Source organism: Bacteroides intestinalis DSM 17393, from assembly GCF_000172175.1.
GTDB lineage: Bacteria > Bacteroidota > Bacteroidia > Bacteroidales > Bacteroidaceae > Bacteroides > Bacteroides intestinalis.
Window position 1 is genome coordinate 213,393 of sequence record NZ_ABJL02000001.1, and the last position, 16,183, is coordinate 229,575.

General features: G+C 43.9%; 10 protein-coding genes. 1 reads left to right on the forward strand and 9 read right to left on the reverse strand.

All coding sequences use genetic code 11. The features are described 5' to 3' along the window. The first annotated feature begins 8 nt into the window (after positions 1–8). Complete coding sequence (locus BACINT_RS00810) at positions 9–1,319, forward strand: HlyD family secretion protein (protein WP_007659804.1); 1,311 nt, start codon at positions 9–11, stop codon at positions 1,317–1,319. Between the two features lie 74 nt (positions 1,320–1,393). Here the strand turns inward: BACINT_RS00810 and BACINT_RS00815 are convergent, their stop codons facing one another. The 9 genes from BACINT_RS00815 to BACINT_RS00855 all read right to left on the reverse strand — a co-directional run bounded on the left by BACINT_RS00815 (position 1,394) and on the right by BACINT_RS00855 (position 16,168). Beyond that, complete coding sequence (locus BACINT_RS00815) at positions 1,394–2,812, reverse strand: sulfatase family protein (RefSeq protein WP_007659808.1); 1,419 nt, start codon at positions 2,810–2,812, stop codon at positions 1,394–1,396. Positions 2,813–2,828: 16 nt separating this feature from the next. Next, the gene (locus BACINT_RS00820) at positions 2,829–5,435 is read right to left on the reverse strand and encodes a DUF4962 domain-containing protein (RefSeq protein WP_007659809.1); all 2,607 of its coding nucleotides are present in this window, start codon (positions 5,433–5,435) and stop codon (positions 2,829–2,831) included. 9 nt (positions 5,436–5,444) lie between these two features. Next, positions 5,445–6,728 carry a sugar MFS transporter gene (locus tag BACINT_RS00825; protein WP_007659810.1) on the reverse strand — a complete coding sequence of 428 codons (1,284 nt, stop codon included), beginning with the start codon at positions 6,726–6,728 and terminating at the stop codon, positions 5,445–5,447. A 14-nt stretch (positions 6,729–6,742) separates the two neighbouring features. Continuing rightward, the gene (locus BACINT_RS00830; RefSeq protein WP_007659811.1) at positions 6,743–7,672 is read right to left on the reverse strand and encodes an ROK family protein; all 930 of its coding nucleotides are present in this window, start codon (positions 7,670–7,672) and stop codon (positions 6,743–6,745) included. A 26-nt stretch (positions 7,673–7,698) separates the two neighbouring features. Then, a complete protein-coding gene (locus tag BACINT_RS00835) occupies positions 7,699–9,327 on the reverse strand; it encodes a hypothetical protein (RefSeq protein ID WP_007659812.1) in 1,629 nt (542 codons plus the stop codon). A 15-nt stretch (positions 9,328–9,342) separates the two neighbouring features. Next, positions 9,343–10,953 (reverse strand): sulfatase family protein, encoded by a 1,611-nt coding sequence (locus tag BACINT_RS00840; RefSeq protein WP_021967665.1) that lies wholly within the window; start codon positions 10,951–10,953, stop codon positions 9,343–9,345. 13 nt (positions 10,954–10,966) lie between these two features. After that, entirely contained in the window at positions 10,967–12,964 is a 1,998-nt protein-coding gene (gene hepC, locus BACINT_RS00845) for a heparin-sulfate lyase HepC (RefSeq protein WP_007659816.1), read from the reverse strand. Positions 12,965–12,980: 16 nt separating this feature from the next. Then, the gene (locus BACINT_RS00850; RefSeq protein WP_007659818.1) at positions 12,981–14,270 is read right to left on the reverse strand and encodes a DUF4995 domain-containing protein; all 1,290 of its coding nucleotides are present in this window, start codon (positions 14,268–14,270) and stop codon (positions 12,981–12,983) included. 131 nt (positions 14,271–14,401) lie between these two features. Next, complete coding sequence (locus BACINT_RS00855) at positions 14,402–16,168, reverse strand: RagB/SusD family nutrient uptake outer membrane protein (RefSeq protein ID WP_007659819.1); 1,767 nt, start codon at positions 16,166–16,168, stop codon at positions 14,402–14,404. Positions 16,169–16,183 lie beyond the last annotated feature (15 nt).

The window sequence follows — 16,183 nt, forward strand, 5'->3', positions numbered from 1 at the left end:
TTAAGACAGTGGAAGAGGAAAAGAAATATAAAGAGATAGAGCTGCGTAGCGAGGAAGTGCAGGAAGTGATGAATCACATTTCCCCTTGGGTGGTGAGATGGGGGATAACTGTGCTGTTCATTATTCTGTTGGCTTTGCTGGCAGGGTGCTGGATTTTTAAATATCCGGATGTCTTGCAGGCGGAAGTGACACTGACTACTGAGGAACCTCCCGCTTTTATATTGGCGCGTTCTATGGGTAAAATAGATACTTTATATGTACACAATGGCGATACGGTGAAGGCAGGCGAACATTTGGGAGTCATTCAGAATGCTTCGGTTACGGAAGATGTACTATGGCTGACGGACCGTATGAAAGACTGGGAAATAGCAGGTTATGAACCGGTGAAAGGGGCCGAGTATTTTATAGGTAAGCGTTTGCAATTAGGAGAATTGCAGTCTGAATATGCTTCATTTATGATTGCTCTTTCAGATTACGTTCGCTTTATCGAGCAAGATTATTATGCAAAGAAGATGGATGCGGGAAAGATACAACTGGCCGGGCAGCGTTCTTATCTTAACTTGGTGGAGCGTGAACATACACTGACCGAAAAAGAAATGGAACTGGCGCAGAGTATGTACGACCGGGATTCCATTTTGTATGCGAGGAATGCAATGATTGTGGCAGAATTTGAAGAGTCGGGCAGCCGTTATTTGCAGAGTTTACGTACCAGAGAAACTTCCGGCATGAGTTTGTTGCAGGCTGAAATGCAATTAAAACAACAGGAGGAAAACTTGCTGGACTTGGGTAAACAGGCTTATGATGAGGAACAGAACCGCAGGCTTGAATTGAAAAATGCAATTGAGCAGCTTCAGGCACAGCTGAGTTCGTGGGCACAGAATTATCTGTTTAGTAGTCCTATCTGCAGTAAGATAACTTTTATGACAGTTTGGAGCCGCAATCAGAATGTACAGTCGGGTGAGACTGTTTTTGTGGTTCAGCCTTCCGAAGATTCGAAAGTGGTTGGTAAAGCCAAACTCCCTTTACAAGGTTCGGGAAAAGTGCAGGTGGGACAGAAAGTGCATATCCGTATGGATAATTACCCCGATCAGGAATTTGGTTATGTGAGAGGGAAGGTGGAAAGCATTTCGCCGGCTCCGACGGAAGATGGACTTTATGTAGTGGAAATAGTATTGCCGGAAGGTTTGCATACGAATTATGGTAAAACCCTTCCGACTTTACGTGAATTGAAAGGCACGGCAGACATTATATTGGCAGACAGAAATGTATTGGAACGTTTATTAGCTCCGTTAAGGAAGATAGTGGAATACGAAAACTAATTCTCTTCAACAGTATAAGTCCGGCAATAATATGAGGAAAACCTTCCCCCATATTATATGCCAGGATTTCTTATCTATTTATAAGCTGTCTGATATCGAGTTGTACTTTTTAGCTTTTTCCCGGGAACATCGTGCAGTTTTGGGCGGCTTGGACGTATGTCATAGGCGTTCATCCACTTTTCAAGGACATCACGAAGTCTTTGTAGTTCCTGATTATATGCATTTTCCATAACCAGATTTCTCATTTCCCCTCTGTCATTCTGCATATCAAACAGTTGTTCACGATGTCTTCCTTTATCATAAAGCACATATTTATAACGTTCACTGCGTACCACCCAGCCTCTTGTCTTGCTACCGTCAAACCGTGTTTCGGTGATGATGTATTCTTGATGCAAGGCTTGTGGGTTACCTTCTTCCACAATTTTCCGGAAAGACTTTCCGGCTGCCCCCTCCGGCATTTTGGCACCTGCCCAGTCGCATACGGAAGCGAAGAAATCTATACCGTTACTGATAAGCTGAGGTAATACTTTGCCTGCATTCTTTTTGCCGGGTAGGGTTACGATAAGAGGAATATTGATAACTTCTTCATATAAAGCGGATTTCTGGTTCCAATGGTGAGCTCCTATACCATCTCCGTGGTCACTGGAGAAGATCACTACTGTATTCTTCCAAAGATCATTCTTATCAATGGCATCAATAATTTTTCCGATCTCCTTATCTACTTTTTCTACCAGACGATAATAGGTATAACGGTACATACGCCAGTCTTCGGGAGTAAAACCGGCAGTTGGATATACATTATAATTGTTTGCTCTTTCGCTTTCAATGACATCGGCATCGTAAGGATTCTTGGCGAAATTGGCAGGTACTCCCGGGCAGTCCCGTATATCAGGCGTATCGATATTTCCATAAGGGAAGTTTTGGCTCCGCGCGTATTCGCAGATATTATGCGGATTGTCATAAGAAGCTACTAGAAAAAACGGCTTTTTATGTTTGCGTGAGAGGTATTCGGCGCAGGCTTCCGCCAGTCCGTCGTCACTATGTTTGTATATGTTGTCGAAGCCGTATTCTTTGTCGGGGACATCAAGAAGAGGGAGATGCCATTTACCGCCATAAGCACAATCATATCCGGCATTCTTTATTAAGGTGCCTAATGTCTGTGCCCTGAGAGAGTCGGGCATCGGTGAGCCATTGACTGACAGTCCTACTGCATCCGGATAATGCCCTGTAAACATGGCTCCACGTGAAGGACCACTAAGCGGAGCAGTGCAATAAGCATTATTGAACATTATGCCAGCCGCTGCCAATCGGTCGAGATTGGGAGTGTGCAGATCCGGATTTCCGGCACAACTCATGGCGCTGGCTGTCTGTTGATCTGTGAATATATAGATGATATTGGGACGTTCGGCAGCGGAGGCCGCAGAAGAGCATAGCAAAGAAAAAAATGCCAGATGCTTCATTGGAATTTGTTTTACCATATTATTAACTTTCATGATTTAATATTCGGTTTTATATTTCAGGTTCCGGTAAGGAATCAACCAGTCTTTTCTCTATTCTCTTTCCGTCTACCTGATCGACGATAGTCGTAGCACCCTTATTCGAATTATAGTTGAAGTCCAGTGAAGCACCGTTCTGCTTATTCTCTATATGCAGGAACGCTTTACCTTCACTATCCAGATTACATTCAATAACCCATCCTTCTACTGTGATGTGATTTCCCTGATGATTTATCACGGCATCGGCACGGTTGTTTCCATGTACATCGATTATATTGAGAAAAAACACTTTATTGCAAGGAGCTGTCGTTGCCGTGAAATGATAATGATTAGGAAGAGCCTTGCCAAGACGCTTTTTCCAGTCAAGGGCGGCTACAAAGAATGTATCCGTTTGTGCATAAGTCATCTCCTGTGAAGAATATAAATGGGCTATCGATATTCCATCCGCTTTATTCTTACCCAAGATGCGCAACCCTCCTTCCTCTTTAACCACCTCCATAGGCAGTTCCACCGTATGTAGCAGATAGTTCCATTCTACCGGTTCTTTGCCGGCCAGTTCATCGTAAACAACAAACAAACCCGAACGTCCGAGCTGAACGACATGTCTTCGGAAGAATTCCAGCTTATTTTCATCCCAACCTTTCTCCGGTGTAAATTGAGTGCCGGACAAACGTCCGCGTTCCAGCCACAACGGAGAAACTACTTTCCCATAGGCGTTGGAGGCATCGCCTACAACGTAAGAGATTTCTTCACCTTCATAGTAGCGGGGAATCCAACCATAGCCTTCTGTCCCTATCTTTTGACCCATACCGTTTACTAATATGGAGTTATGGGCACGGGTATTCCGGTAGGCATACATACAATGATCATCTGTAAATCCGGTACGATGCCCGCTGCTATAAAAGATAGCCTTACCCCCAAAGAAGGTGTTGAAAGCGTTTTGATTGGCCAAGGCATGGGATGTGGAACCATAAGGACTGCTTCGGAAAGAAAGCATGGCATTGTTGGCATGATGCCCTATGTCGGTATTCATCAGGGCAGTACCTGTTTGTTTGAAGACTTTGGATTCCGGTAGTTCCGACAGATGTTTACTATAAGCAGGCCTTTCCTTCGGGGTTGTGCAGCGATACCAGGTCAAATCTGCTGGTTTGGCTTCGAAAGCTTTCGACAGGATGTCAGGGTCTTCCTGCATAATTTCGTGTACATAAGCAGCTGCCCACGGATTGTTGCATTCGCGTGCCAGGGCATCGGCATATCCTATGCGCCCTCCGTTCGGACTGCGTTGTCCTTCATGTGAGTTGCCATGCCCTCCGGATTTGGAGAATGGGGGCTGCTGATAGATAACATATAAGGCATTGTTGTTATACCACGGATCTGCAAAGAAGTTGAAACCGGATATGCGTGAGAAAAAGACCGGCACTTCTATCAAGGTACGTATGTTTACATGGAAATAGGCATCCCCATTGTGCCAGCCACCATCCTTATGTAGGCCCGGAAGGCGTGAAATCCATTCATTATAACAATAATCTGTCCATACGGACGCTTCCGGTATTTCACCGACCGTAGCGAATGCCGCCATCGTCAGGATACGGAAAGTCATCTGCCACACATGGTTGTCTGCAATACGGTTCTCCAGATGGTTCACGTATTCATTATAGAACTTATCTCCAATTTTGCGGATGTTATCCAACAGCAGTTGCTTTTCTTCCGGTGACAGTAAATTATAAAATCCGTCATACGCGGATGTACTCATCGATAATAGGGTGGACAGGTTAAAGTCGCCTGCAAAGTATTTGCTTTTTTGCCAGGAAAGGATTTCACTCAGGCGGTTAATGCCTTCCCGGTAATACTTCTCGTCTTTTGTCAGTAAATAAGCACGGACCAATGCTTCCACGTTGGCCTCTTCTCTGTCTACAATCTTACGGCTCTCGCGGATGAGGGCCGATTCACGTTGCACAATGTTGGTCAACGTAACTACATTCGTGGTATCTATCTCTTCCTGAAGATGCTTCAACGGACGGGAGATGCATTGGGAAGCCTTGTCCATATAAGTCCGGGCTTCCGGATTATTATTATTTTTCGCTATTATATTTTCCCAGTCATCTGCATCCAGTAACACACGCGGGTGATGGGAAGGATATCTCGCCAAGACTTTTTCTAAAGTCGGAGGATTGAATTCCGGTGTATCTTTATCTATATAGAATTGGTAAACCGGCGACCATTCTTCAGTACCTTCGGGGGTAACGTAAGCATGCTGCCAATACCATTTTCCTTGTGCCAGGCACTGGAAAGGATTGAAGAAAGCCCAGGCACGTTCACCGGTAAGGACATCTTTCCGGAAATTCTTGTCTTGGGAGATACGAATCCGGTAAACTACTTTTGGCTTTTCATCTACTTGTCCCGGAACTCCATCCAACACCGGACCTAAATGAGGGAATTTGTCCGGCCACATGAAACGCGGCGGATTTACCTTGACGTATGTGCCATCGGCAGGAGAGGGAGTTGCACGGACTTCATACATCAATGTTTCTTCGGAAACCTTTATCACGGCAGGCTGCTCGGAACTGCCGCATGCCATTAACAGGCAGAGGACGGATAAGCCCAATATTATCTTTTTCATCTCAGAATCTTATTTTTGTTTTTTGAAGGTAACCAGCTCTTTCAAGCTAACTGTTTTATTATTAACCAAAGGGTGTGCCCAGAAGCCGATAAACGTAATGTATCCCATGAAAATCAGAATAAGCAACATGCCTGTTCGCAACGAAGTGGCGTCGGATACCAAGCTGACGAGCAGCGGGCCACCTGCACCTCCTACTATTCCGGAACAAAGGATGCCTGCAAAAGAACCGTGATTCTGGGTTACTGTATTCAGGGCAAGTGAAAACACTATGGAGTACATCATGGAGATACAAAAGCCTATTGCAGGAAAAGCCCACACCGCTATTTCTGCGGAACCGAATAATGCAATTAACAGCAAACTCATGGAAAGTATGCCCGATATTTGCAGCAAACGCTTACTGTCTATCAACTTCAGCAGGAACATGCCAAACAAACATCCGACAGTCATTGAACCCCAGAAATAACTGATACTTTGTGCACCCACGGTCTTCGGATCAATGCCATGATACTGCTCCAGAAAAGTACTCATAAAAATAGAAACTCCCTGCTCCGTACTGACATAACAAAAGATTCCTAGGAAGAAAAGCCATACGTATCTTTGACGGAACAATTTCTTGTAGGAAGCCGAAGAACCGCTGCGTTCATCATCTTTCAGTTCAATGTGCGGGAAGTGGACCAACGAAACAATGAGCAGCATAATCAGCAATAACACTGTGAATACCCAATAAAGGGAAACCCAGGGAAGAGTGACCGGAGTGATGTCCGCCAAAATATCAAGCAGGAAATTCTTTCCCGGCTGATAGACTCCCGGTGCCAGCGCATGTATTAACCAAGTATAAGCCAAAGGACTGATAAACGATGCTACTCCAAACACAAACTGTGCCAATTCGGCTATGAATGCGTAGTTCTCTTCTCCACCGACAACACGCTGCAAAGGGTTAATTACGGTCTGCAACATGGCCATTCCCAAGCCGATAATAAAGGAAGACACCAGTAATATCGAATAAAACGAGAAACATGCAAACAAGACGGTTCCGATAAATGGCATAAGGAAACCGGTAAACAGCACCAGCTTTTCTCCATATTTATCTATCAATATGCCTGCCGGTATCGACATGATGGCATAAGCTAGGAAGAAGGAAGTCGGGATAAATCCCGCCATTGCCAGATCCTTCAGCTCAAAGTTATGGATAATGTCAGGAATTAACGGTCCGAGAATGTTTGTAATGAAGGAAATGGTAAACCAGAACATCATTATCAATGCCAGCATACCCCATTTCTTGTTATTTTTCATAATAATTCGTTTGTTTATAGAATTAGTGATGCTGCACCTATAAGACCGGCTTTATTGCCCAATCCGGCAGCCACAATCTTGGTATTCAGGGCACAGTCTGCTATTACGTGCTTTTTGACTACCGCCCTTATTTTCTCTAAATAGAAACTGCCAGATTCTGCAACACCTCCTCCTATCACAATCCGTTGGGGACTGAAGATATTGACGAAGCCGGCAATTCCTCTTCCCAAATGGTAAAAGTGCTCGTTCATGCACTCGACAGCCAGCGGGAAATCTTCATGATAGAGGCGAACAATCAATTCCCCGTTTATCTCCGTATCAAAACTCAAATTTTGCTCTTTTGCCAATATGCTAAAACGTCTTGTTAAGGCGGAAGTCGAAGCATAATGCTCCAAGCAACCGACCGCCCCGCAGGCACAATGCTCGCCGTTGGCAATCAACGGTACATGCCCCAACTCCGTACCCCGGTTAGCATATCCATTGAACAACTTGCCATCAATAATGACAGCTCCGCCGATACCGGTTCCCACAGTCAGAAACACCACATGGGTACAACCTCTTCCTGCACCGTATTTCGTTTCTCCCAGTCCCATCAGGTTGGCATCATTTCCAACAACTACCGGTAGACTCATCTGTTTCTCCATAAGGGAGGCTACATCTATATTTTCCCAGCCGATAATATTTTCCGCACCTCCCAGTACGATACGGTTTGTTTCATCTACAATTCCCGGCGTGCCAAGTCCTATGCCCAGTACGGTCCAGTTCAGTTTTGCAGCTTCATCTTTCAGTAAGGTGGCAGCCTTTATCAACTGTTCCATCACTTTTGCAGCCGAAACAGAAGCAAAAGAGGGTAATTTTCCCTCAAAGAAAGAATTACCCGCTTTATCTACCAAAGCATATTTTATAGATGTGCCACCTAAATCAATGCCAATTGCGTATCTCATAATTTATTACATCAAATAAGGAAACATTATGTTCTTTCCACCCATATAGGAGAGCTCCATGCCCATTGCTGGTCACGCTGGCGAACTCTGATATAGTAATAGTCCGTATCTCTTTCGGGTTCAGTGTCTTCCATATAATGTTCAACCATAAAGCAACTTTCCGGCATTGCGCGGTTGAATAGAATAGCTTCACTAAGCCATCCGATCATGAAATGGGAGCGGGAACCTTCCAGAAGTTCGCCCAGTGAATGTTCAAACTTCTTGCCGTTGAACTCTGCCGTAATCATACCGTCTTTAGGCATAGTGACATCCAGAATGACGGCCTGCATGGCGGGAGTGGTGGTGTTCGGATTCTTGGAGCTGTACATATCCAACTCCGTATCCTTGTCCGTAACAGACACAATACGGTTGATCTTTGTTTCAAACTCGGGTTCTCCCGGTTGCGGAGAGGTGAAGGCAGCGCCACGGAAGCAAGGTTCCACAGCATTGATAGTTCCTTTGCTGATAGATAGCTTTCCTTGCCAGTGTACGTACTGCTCTTCACGATTCCATCCAAATTCAATCTTTACCTTACAACGTACCATGTTTCCTTCCGGCATTTCGGGCAATAACGGACCACTTAAACGGGCTATGCATCTTCGATTCTTGACAATGTCTATATAATCGATGCAACTGCCGCCTTCCACATTCAAATAAATACGGCGACTGTTACCCCGTACCACGTCGCCCGGAAAAGCGTCGTTCAGACGAAAATCTATATTGATCTTATCACCGGTAGCGCAACAAACGTGACGGTTCTTCATGGCATCCCAAATCTTATCACGGGTCAATGACTCTGCCAGTATGCCTATACGCCCATCACCATAACTGCCCGGATATCCGGCGTGCTGGTCCGTAGAGCCCATAATACCGAATTTCTTACCTTGCTCCAATCCACATTGAATTGTACCTTCCCATTGGCGAGGCCCCATATCATGCAGATAATTATAATCGCCCTGATCGCTCTCTGCCAATCCATGGCGGGAATACATCTCTACGAACGGAGTCTGGTCTCCTTCCGTAAAGAAGTTCCAGTTATATCCGCGGTAGCCCGTCTGGTAACCCATGTGATGTGGAGTTATAAATACTTTATGTCCGCGGGCTTTTTGTTTCCAGTCTTCAATGGAGGTACATTCCACCAACGGTGCATCCAAGTCATAATTCAGGGCTACATGGTCGCCATGTTCCATGCTATGTGCCTCATAACCTACAAAGGCTAGAAATTCCCCTTCCTTATTGTACTCATTGGTCATGGCCACGTATTTCTCATAACCTCCCTCGCGCAAGCGCTTGAAAGCACCGGTATGATAATCAATCACCCACTTCAGGCGAGGATCATCTGCTCCGGGAATGTCAGGCCACATGGCATGTGGGGTGACAGATACAAAATCCAATTGTTCCTTGGCGGCTTCGAACGCAGAACGCATGTCGCCATGGCCGTAGGTTATGTTACAGTGGTTATGTAGATCTCCCCAGAAATATTTCAGATTACTGGCAGAGGGCATAATTTTCTTTCCTGCAACAGTTCCCTGCTGACATGCAGATAATAAACTGCCGGAAGCTGCCAATCCGATAAGGGACCAGCCTGTATTTTTTAAAAAATTTCTTCTATTCATGGTATTTTTTATAGATTATCTGTTTTTCATTAATCGTCTGTCGCCTTTGAACAGCTCATTTACTTTTTCATCTGGATCATCATCCTTATACTGCTTTTGGGTTTCTTTCAGTAGTGACATCAGTTCTGTCCGTTTGTCGGCATACTCCGATTTGTTAAATACATTATTTAATTCATTCGGATCATTCTTCAAATCGTACATTTCCCACTCGTCCACATCGTTATAGAAGTGAATCAATTTAAAATCAGCAGTACGAATGCCATAATGTCTTTTTACTGAATGCTCTGCTGGATACTCATAATAGTGGTAATAGGCAGCTTTTCTCCAGTCTGTCGGAGTTTTCCCTTCATTATCCAGAATAGGTTTGAGAGACTGTCCCTGAATATCCGCCGGTATATCTACCCCGGCAAAATCCAGCAATGTGGGAGCAAAATCCACATTCATGGCAATGGCACTTGATACACTGCCTGCCTTGATTGTTTTCGGATAGCGGATGATTAGTGGCATACGTTGGCATTCTTCATACATAAAGCGTTTGTCAAACCAGCCATGTTCGCCCAAAAAGAAACCTTGATCCGAAGTATAGATAATGATTGTATTGTCCAGTTCACCGGTTTTCTCCAAATAGCTGATCAGTCTCCCTATATTCTCGTCCACGGCTACGATAGTTGCCAGATAATCGCGCATATATTGCTGGTATTTCCAGCTGATCAGTTCTTTTCCCTTTAAATTACCATTACGATATTCTGAAATACGTTGTGCATATGCCGAGTCCCACTTATCCTGTACATCAGTCGGCATACGCTTGTAGACCTGATAGAGGCGATTCGTTGTATCCTTTAGCATTTCTTCACGGGTCAGCAGTTTCAGATCCCAGTCATTGGTCAATGTGTGTTCAATGGACATATCTTGTTCCCTGGCAGCAGAGCCTCTACCTTCGTATGTATCGAAAAGTGTGGCGGGTTCGGGGAATACGGTATTGTTAAACATCCCCAAGTGGCGGGGAGCGGGCATCCAGTTACGGTGTGGGGCTTTCTGATGATACATCATACAGAAAGGCTTGCTCTTATCTCTATGTTCCAGATATTCGATAGCCTTGTCTGTGATAATGTCAGTAGTATATCCCTGCTCTACAATCTGCTTTCCATTCTCGTTGAAGTCTGGATTATAATAGTCCCCTTGTTCATGTTGTCCGGTCAGGATACACCAATAGTCAAACCCCTGAGGCTCGGTAATCAAATGCCATTTGCCGACAATTGAAGTTTGGTAACCGGCAGCTTGTAACAATTTGGGAAAAGTCTGTTGGTTGCCATCGAAAGTGCTGGCATTGTCTGTGAATCCGTTGATGTGGCTGAATTTGCCCGTCAAGATACAAGCTCTTGACGGACCGGATAAAGCATTGACCGCATAACAATTATCCATACGAACACCTTCACTGGCAATCCGATCCATATTGGGAGTCTGAAGGAGACGTCCACCGTAACATGACATGGCTTGCGTTGTATGGTCGTCTGTCATCATAAAGATAATGTTCGGACGTTTTACCTCCTCTTTGGTCTTATTGGAGCTGCAAGCGGAGACTCCGATGGCAGTGAGAGGCAACAATAAATATGATAAGCGATTCATAATAAAAGTCTTCTTATAGTTTATACTCCAATTGACGTTTCTTTCCATCAACAGATATTTCTATTTTCACTCCATTCTCATCAAACTTCTTATTCAGGAATTTAGCCTTGAATGCAGGAAAAGAAGCTGCATTTTTCGAAGGATAGATAATGGTGATGTAACGTACAGCTTCCGAATCCTTTTTGTCCACATCAAAGGAAACCGAAGTACGGGGTACACGTACGCGATAAGCAGTGGAACGCCATCCCTCCTTTTCTCTCATCGAAGCTTTCTTTTCGGCAAAACATTGTAACTTCATATTGCTTGACCCGTCGTAAGCGGTGGTCAGAATATGACTTTTATCGTCTACATTTACAGTGCCTTCACATAAATGATAGTTAAGATTCACTGTTCCTTTTGCATCTCCCACAGCCTCATCGACAATGACAAAATAAGATTGGTCTACAAAGAAGACAGAACGTCTGTGCTTTAAGCCTTCATAATGAGGGTTCTCTGTTACTAGGATTTGTTCATTACCTTCGGGGTTCCAAAGCTTAGTAACAGATTGTGTGGTCTGTAAGTTTTTCTCATCCAGTGTCAGGGTATTATGAGAACTTGTCCGACGGAACCAGTTGCGAAGTTTCATCACTTCATCGTCACCGGCATAGACGTATGAGCCGCTATCCGGAAAGAGATTTCGGCCATTGAACCAGAGCTCAAAAGTTCCGTTATCCGGTTGACAGTGCCACTCACCTTTGGGACCGGCCTTTACCACCATTACAGTAGCATCTTGTTTCCAGCCGTTTCTGAAAGTAAAGAAGCCGGAAGTCAGGGCTCCATGAGAAAGATTGGGTAGGGGAGAACCTTCACGACCTTCAGTAGCATAATAACGGATCCAGTCGCAATCCGGAAACAGTTTGAGCCATTCCTGATAATTGCGGATTTCTGCTGGGCGGTCTCCTAATTTTGCATCACTGAAACAAGGATTACTGTAATCTGGGAAACAGATATTAGCGTAGAACTCAATCATATTTTTAACTGTATTCACGTATTCAGCAGGAAACTCCTGACGGAAACCATTGACGTCTGCCATACGTAGGGCCTTGCAAAAAATATTGATTGCCGCTAAATGATAATGGGGGTCCAGTTCATATTGGCCACCATCCGGATAAACTTGTTTTTTTATTTCACGGTTTAAAATGTTTATTCCACTTTCTCTCCATCCGGCTGCCTCTTTAAACTCGGGGAAAAATGCACCTGCATATACCATACGTTGTGCTTCGAACAACAGGTGGTTGCCTTGATCTGAGTAATTACCCAGAATGTGTAGTGCATGCCGGTGATAATTAATCAGGAATTCAGTCAGGAATTCCGGGGTGAAAGCCTTTGAGGGAATAAATAACAAAAATTGCAGAGTTTGATCCTGTAAACGGTTACTCACCTCCAAAGGACGCCATGCAAAACGTACATTTTCAGCATTCCCTTTTACTTCACCTGCACTGACAAGTTCGTATTCTTCTTTTTCTACGGTGGTCAGAGGATTCTTCTTAATCCAGTCCATATATTGATATGCCCATTCCTTGGCATATTTCTCATCCCCTGAGATTCTATATGCTTTTCCCATTGGGGTGAACCATTTGTGACGGTGTAACTGCCAGCGCAACTCATTGTCTTGTATCGGCCAATATTGCCAGTTGATATCTTTGCCATAATTATAGGAAGGCTGATATCCTTTGTGTACAAAAAATGTATGTTCCAAGGCATCATCAGCCCATTTTTGTTCTTCCTTGGATATTTTGATATTCTTCATATCGATATCGGGATGCCCTATACCGGTACGCTGGCGGTAATAATCCAATAAAGCTTGGGCTGCTTCGTCCCATTGTTGTTGAGCACATGCAGCTTTTACTTTTTCCAATCCCGGATAATCCAGATTCAGTAAATCAAAAGTTTCCTTTCGCAACTGCTGTGCTTCTGCACATAGGGAAACCAGTAGAAAAGTGAAACTAAGTATATAGTTTGTTATTTTCATGGTATATTAAATTCATTTAAAGCGATTTATAATCAAGTCCTTTTACCTGCATATATCGGGCTAAAGCTTCCAGATAATAATAATCGGCATAATTGATAGGTGTGTCAATTTCAGACCCATTAGGCAGTGAACCTGTAGAGTGCATCAGGATAAATCCCTGGTTAGTGCCGATCTTTGCCAGGTAAGCATCGGAAGAGAGAGACTTGAGTAGTTTCTCTGCATAATCAAAATAGACTTGTCCATCCTCTACAAGAGTACTGAGTTCTATCAAGGCAGAAGCTGTGACAGAAGCGGCGGATGCATCACGAGGTGTCTCCGGTGTATCCGGGGCATCATAGTCCCACAAAGGAATCGCATCGTCAGTCTTTACACGTGTCATGATTAATGCTGCAATATCTTTGGCTTGCTGCAAGAAAGCCGCATCTTTTGACTCGCGATAGCAGGATGTATATCCATATATTCCCCAGGCTTGTCCGCGTGCCCATGAAGAATCATCATTTTTCCCCTGATGTGTACATTTCATTTCTACGCTGCCATCGTTATTGTAGCTTACTACGTGGTAGGATGAATGATCGTTTCTGAAGTGGTTCTTCAATGTTGTTTCAGCATGTTTCAATGCGATTTCTTTATATTTGGGATCATTGGTAAGATGATTGACATAAAATAATAGATCCAGATTCATCATATTATCAATAATCACAGGGAAGTTCCACTTTCCGAAATCCCAGGAACGAATACAACCTATGTTCGAATCAAAACGGCCGCATAAATTATCAGCAGTTTGCACCAGTATCTGACGGATACTGTCAGCAGGGGCTAGACGATATGCATTACCATAACTGCAATTCATCATGAAGCCTATGTCGTGTGTACCTTTATAATCTTTCACCGGATGTAGATAATTCGTAAATTTTGCAGCACTCTTTTTCAAGTCTTCAATGCCGGTCAGTTGATACGCGTACCACAAGTTTCCGGGGAAAAAACCACTTGTCCAATCATAGATGGAACTGCAATATCTGCGGCTTCCCAGAGCATCTTTCACAGGCTTTACCCGTAAGGAGTCTTTGAAAGTTGCAGGATCTCTTTGTAATTGACTACAGAGAAAATCCATATCGTATCCCGTCCAGATGGAGCGGGGTAACAGGACTGAATCCCCTACATCGGCCACTGTTTTTTCCAGTTGTTGCACAGAAGTATCTATTGCATTTTTCAACCAGCCATAATTTTCCTTAGGTTGACTGGATGAACAGCTGGAGAATCCTTGTAGTGTAACAACTGCGTAACAAAATAATAAAAATTTCTTCATAAATAATGTATATTCTATAGGTTATATCTGCTCAAATTATCGTTCTTGTGTACAAGGATGGAGAAAGTATAAACATAATTACAGTTCCTCCATTTCTCCATCCATTGTCAGTTCATACTCAGGAAATGGAATTACTCAAATCCCGGATTATTTTCACCGTTCAAAGCTGCATTCGACTGAATTTCAGCCAATGGAATCGGATAAAGTTCATGCTTTCCCGTGGTAAAATTGTGGCCTGCTACGTAGTTGGATTTAGCCCATTTCACCGCATTCCAATCTTTACGTGCAGCATCCGTTATATATTCATCAGGTCCTGGGGTCCATGATTCCATATAGTTTTGGGCGGCTTTTAAAGATGCTTCCAGAATGCCCCAGCGCAGTAAGTCATATTTGCGTTGACCTTCGTAGCAAAGTTCAAAAGCACGTTCCCAATACAAGGCTGTACGGAATTTGCCGGCATCGTCACCATCCGGAATGAATGGTAAATCGTACAACTTCGGAGCCTTTAACAAGCTTGAATAATTAGCTGTACTTATAGGAGTAGCACCGGCACGGACACGAACATCATTCAATAATTTCCATGCTTCGGTTGTGTTACCGGTTTCGTTATAAGCTTCGGCTGCCATCAGAACTGCATCGGCATAACGCAACGGAGCATAATTGACACCCGTGTTATTGGGATCTATGAAGCCCGGAGCCATCCATTCTCTGCGCCATTTACCCGGATATCTGTTTAGATTTTTGTTGATATCGGCAGAAGTATGCGATTTTTCCTGAATTTCTTTATTTTTGTTCCACTTAATAGCATAGTCCACGAAATTCACGTCACGGCGTATATCTTTTATGCTTCCATCTTCATTTGACTCATAGAAAGACTTCCAATATGGTAGTACTACAAAGAAGGCATTGGCACGTCCCATATAACTGCTTGTGCCGGGGTAACTTCCTGGAGCATCTACCAGTGGTCCGTTGTAAGTTGCCCATACACCAGCATTATCCTTCAAACCTTGGTTGGGTTCAAAAGCAATTTCCCAAAGAGACTCCTGATTGTCCAATGTCAGTTGAGAATAGTTTTTGAACAGTTGTTCATAACCGCTTGCATAAAAATTATGATAGCCTTCGGCCTTCAAAGCTTCCCATTCCTTAATCACTGCTTCAAAATATCCCTTTCGGGCAGTATCGTCCAGACGGGTCAACTGACGTGATGAACGGTTCAAGCTATAGCCGGCACGTTGTAAATAGACACGCATCAGTAAAGTACGGGCAGCGCCGCTACAAGGTATTTCAGAAGATGCCACTTCACGACCGGATTTCAAATGCGTTTTTGCATAGTTCAAATCTTCGATGATCTGGTCATAAATCAGCTCACGGTCGGTACGAGGCTTGGATGTATTACCAAAACCATTCGTATATTCCGTGCTGAACGGTACATCACCAAAGAATTTCACTAGGTCAAAAGCTATGTAAGCACGGAGGAATCGAGCTTGTCCGTTAATTTCCTGTAGATTCTTGTTTTCTGCAAAACCCGGCATTGCCTCAATGCTGGCAATAGCTACATTGGCACGGTCGAGAGCCTGATAAGCACATCTCCACACACTGGCAATCCATGTATTGGAAGCGTTGTACAGATAGTGAGATATATCACGACGGGTTCCGTCCGAACCGGTTCCACGTACCATGAACATATCGTCCGAACCAAAGAACGGCATGATATTTTGTCCATAATAGTCTGTAGTTTCAAGACAGTCGTAGATTCCGACTACGGCCATCTGGGCTTTTCCTTCTGTTACGAAATAAGTATCTTTCTCGTAGAATGAGCTGGGCTTTTCAGTTAGGTCACAGGAAGTAACCCCTACAAGCATCATTGCGCCAAGCGCATATATCATTTTGTTTTTCATTTTATTATTCCCTTT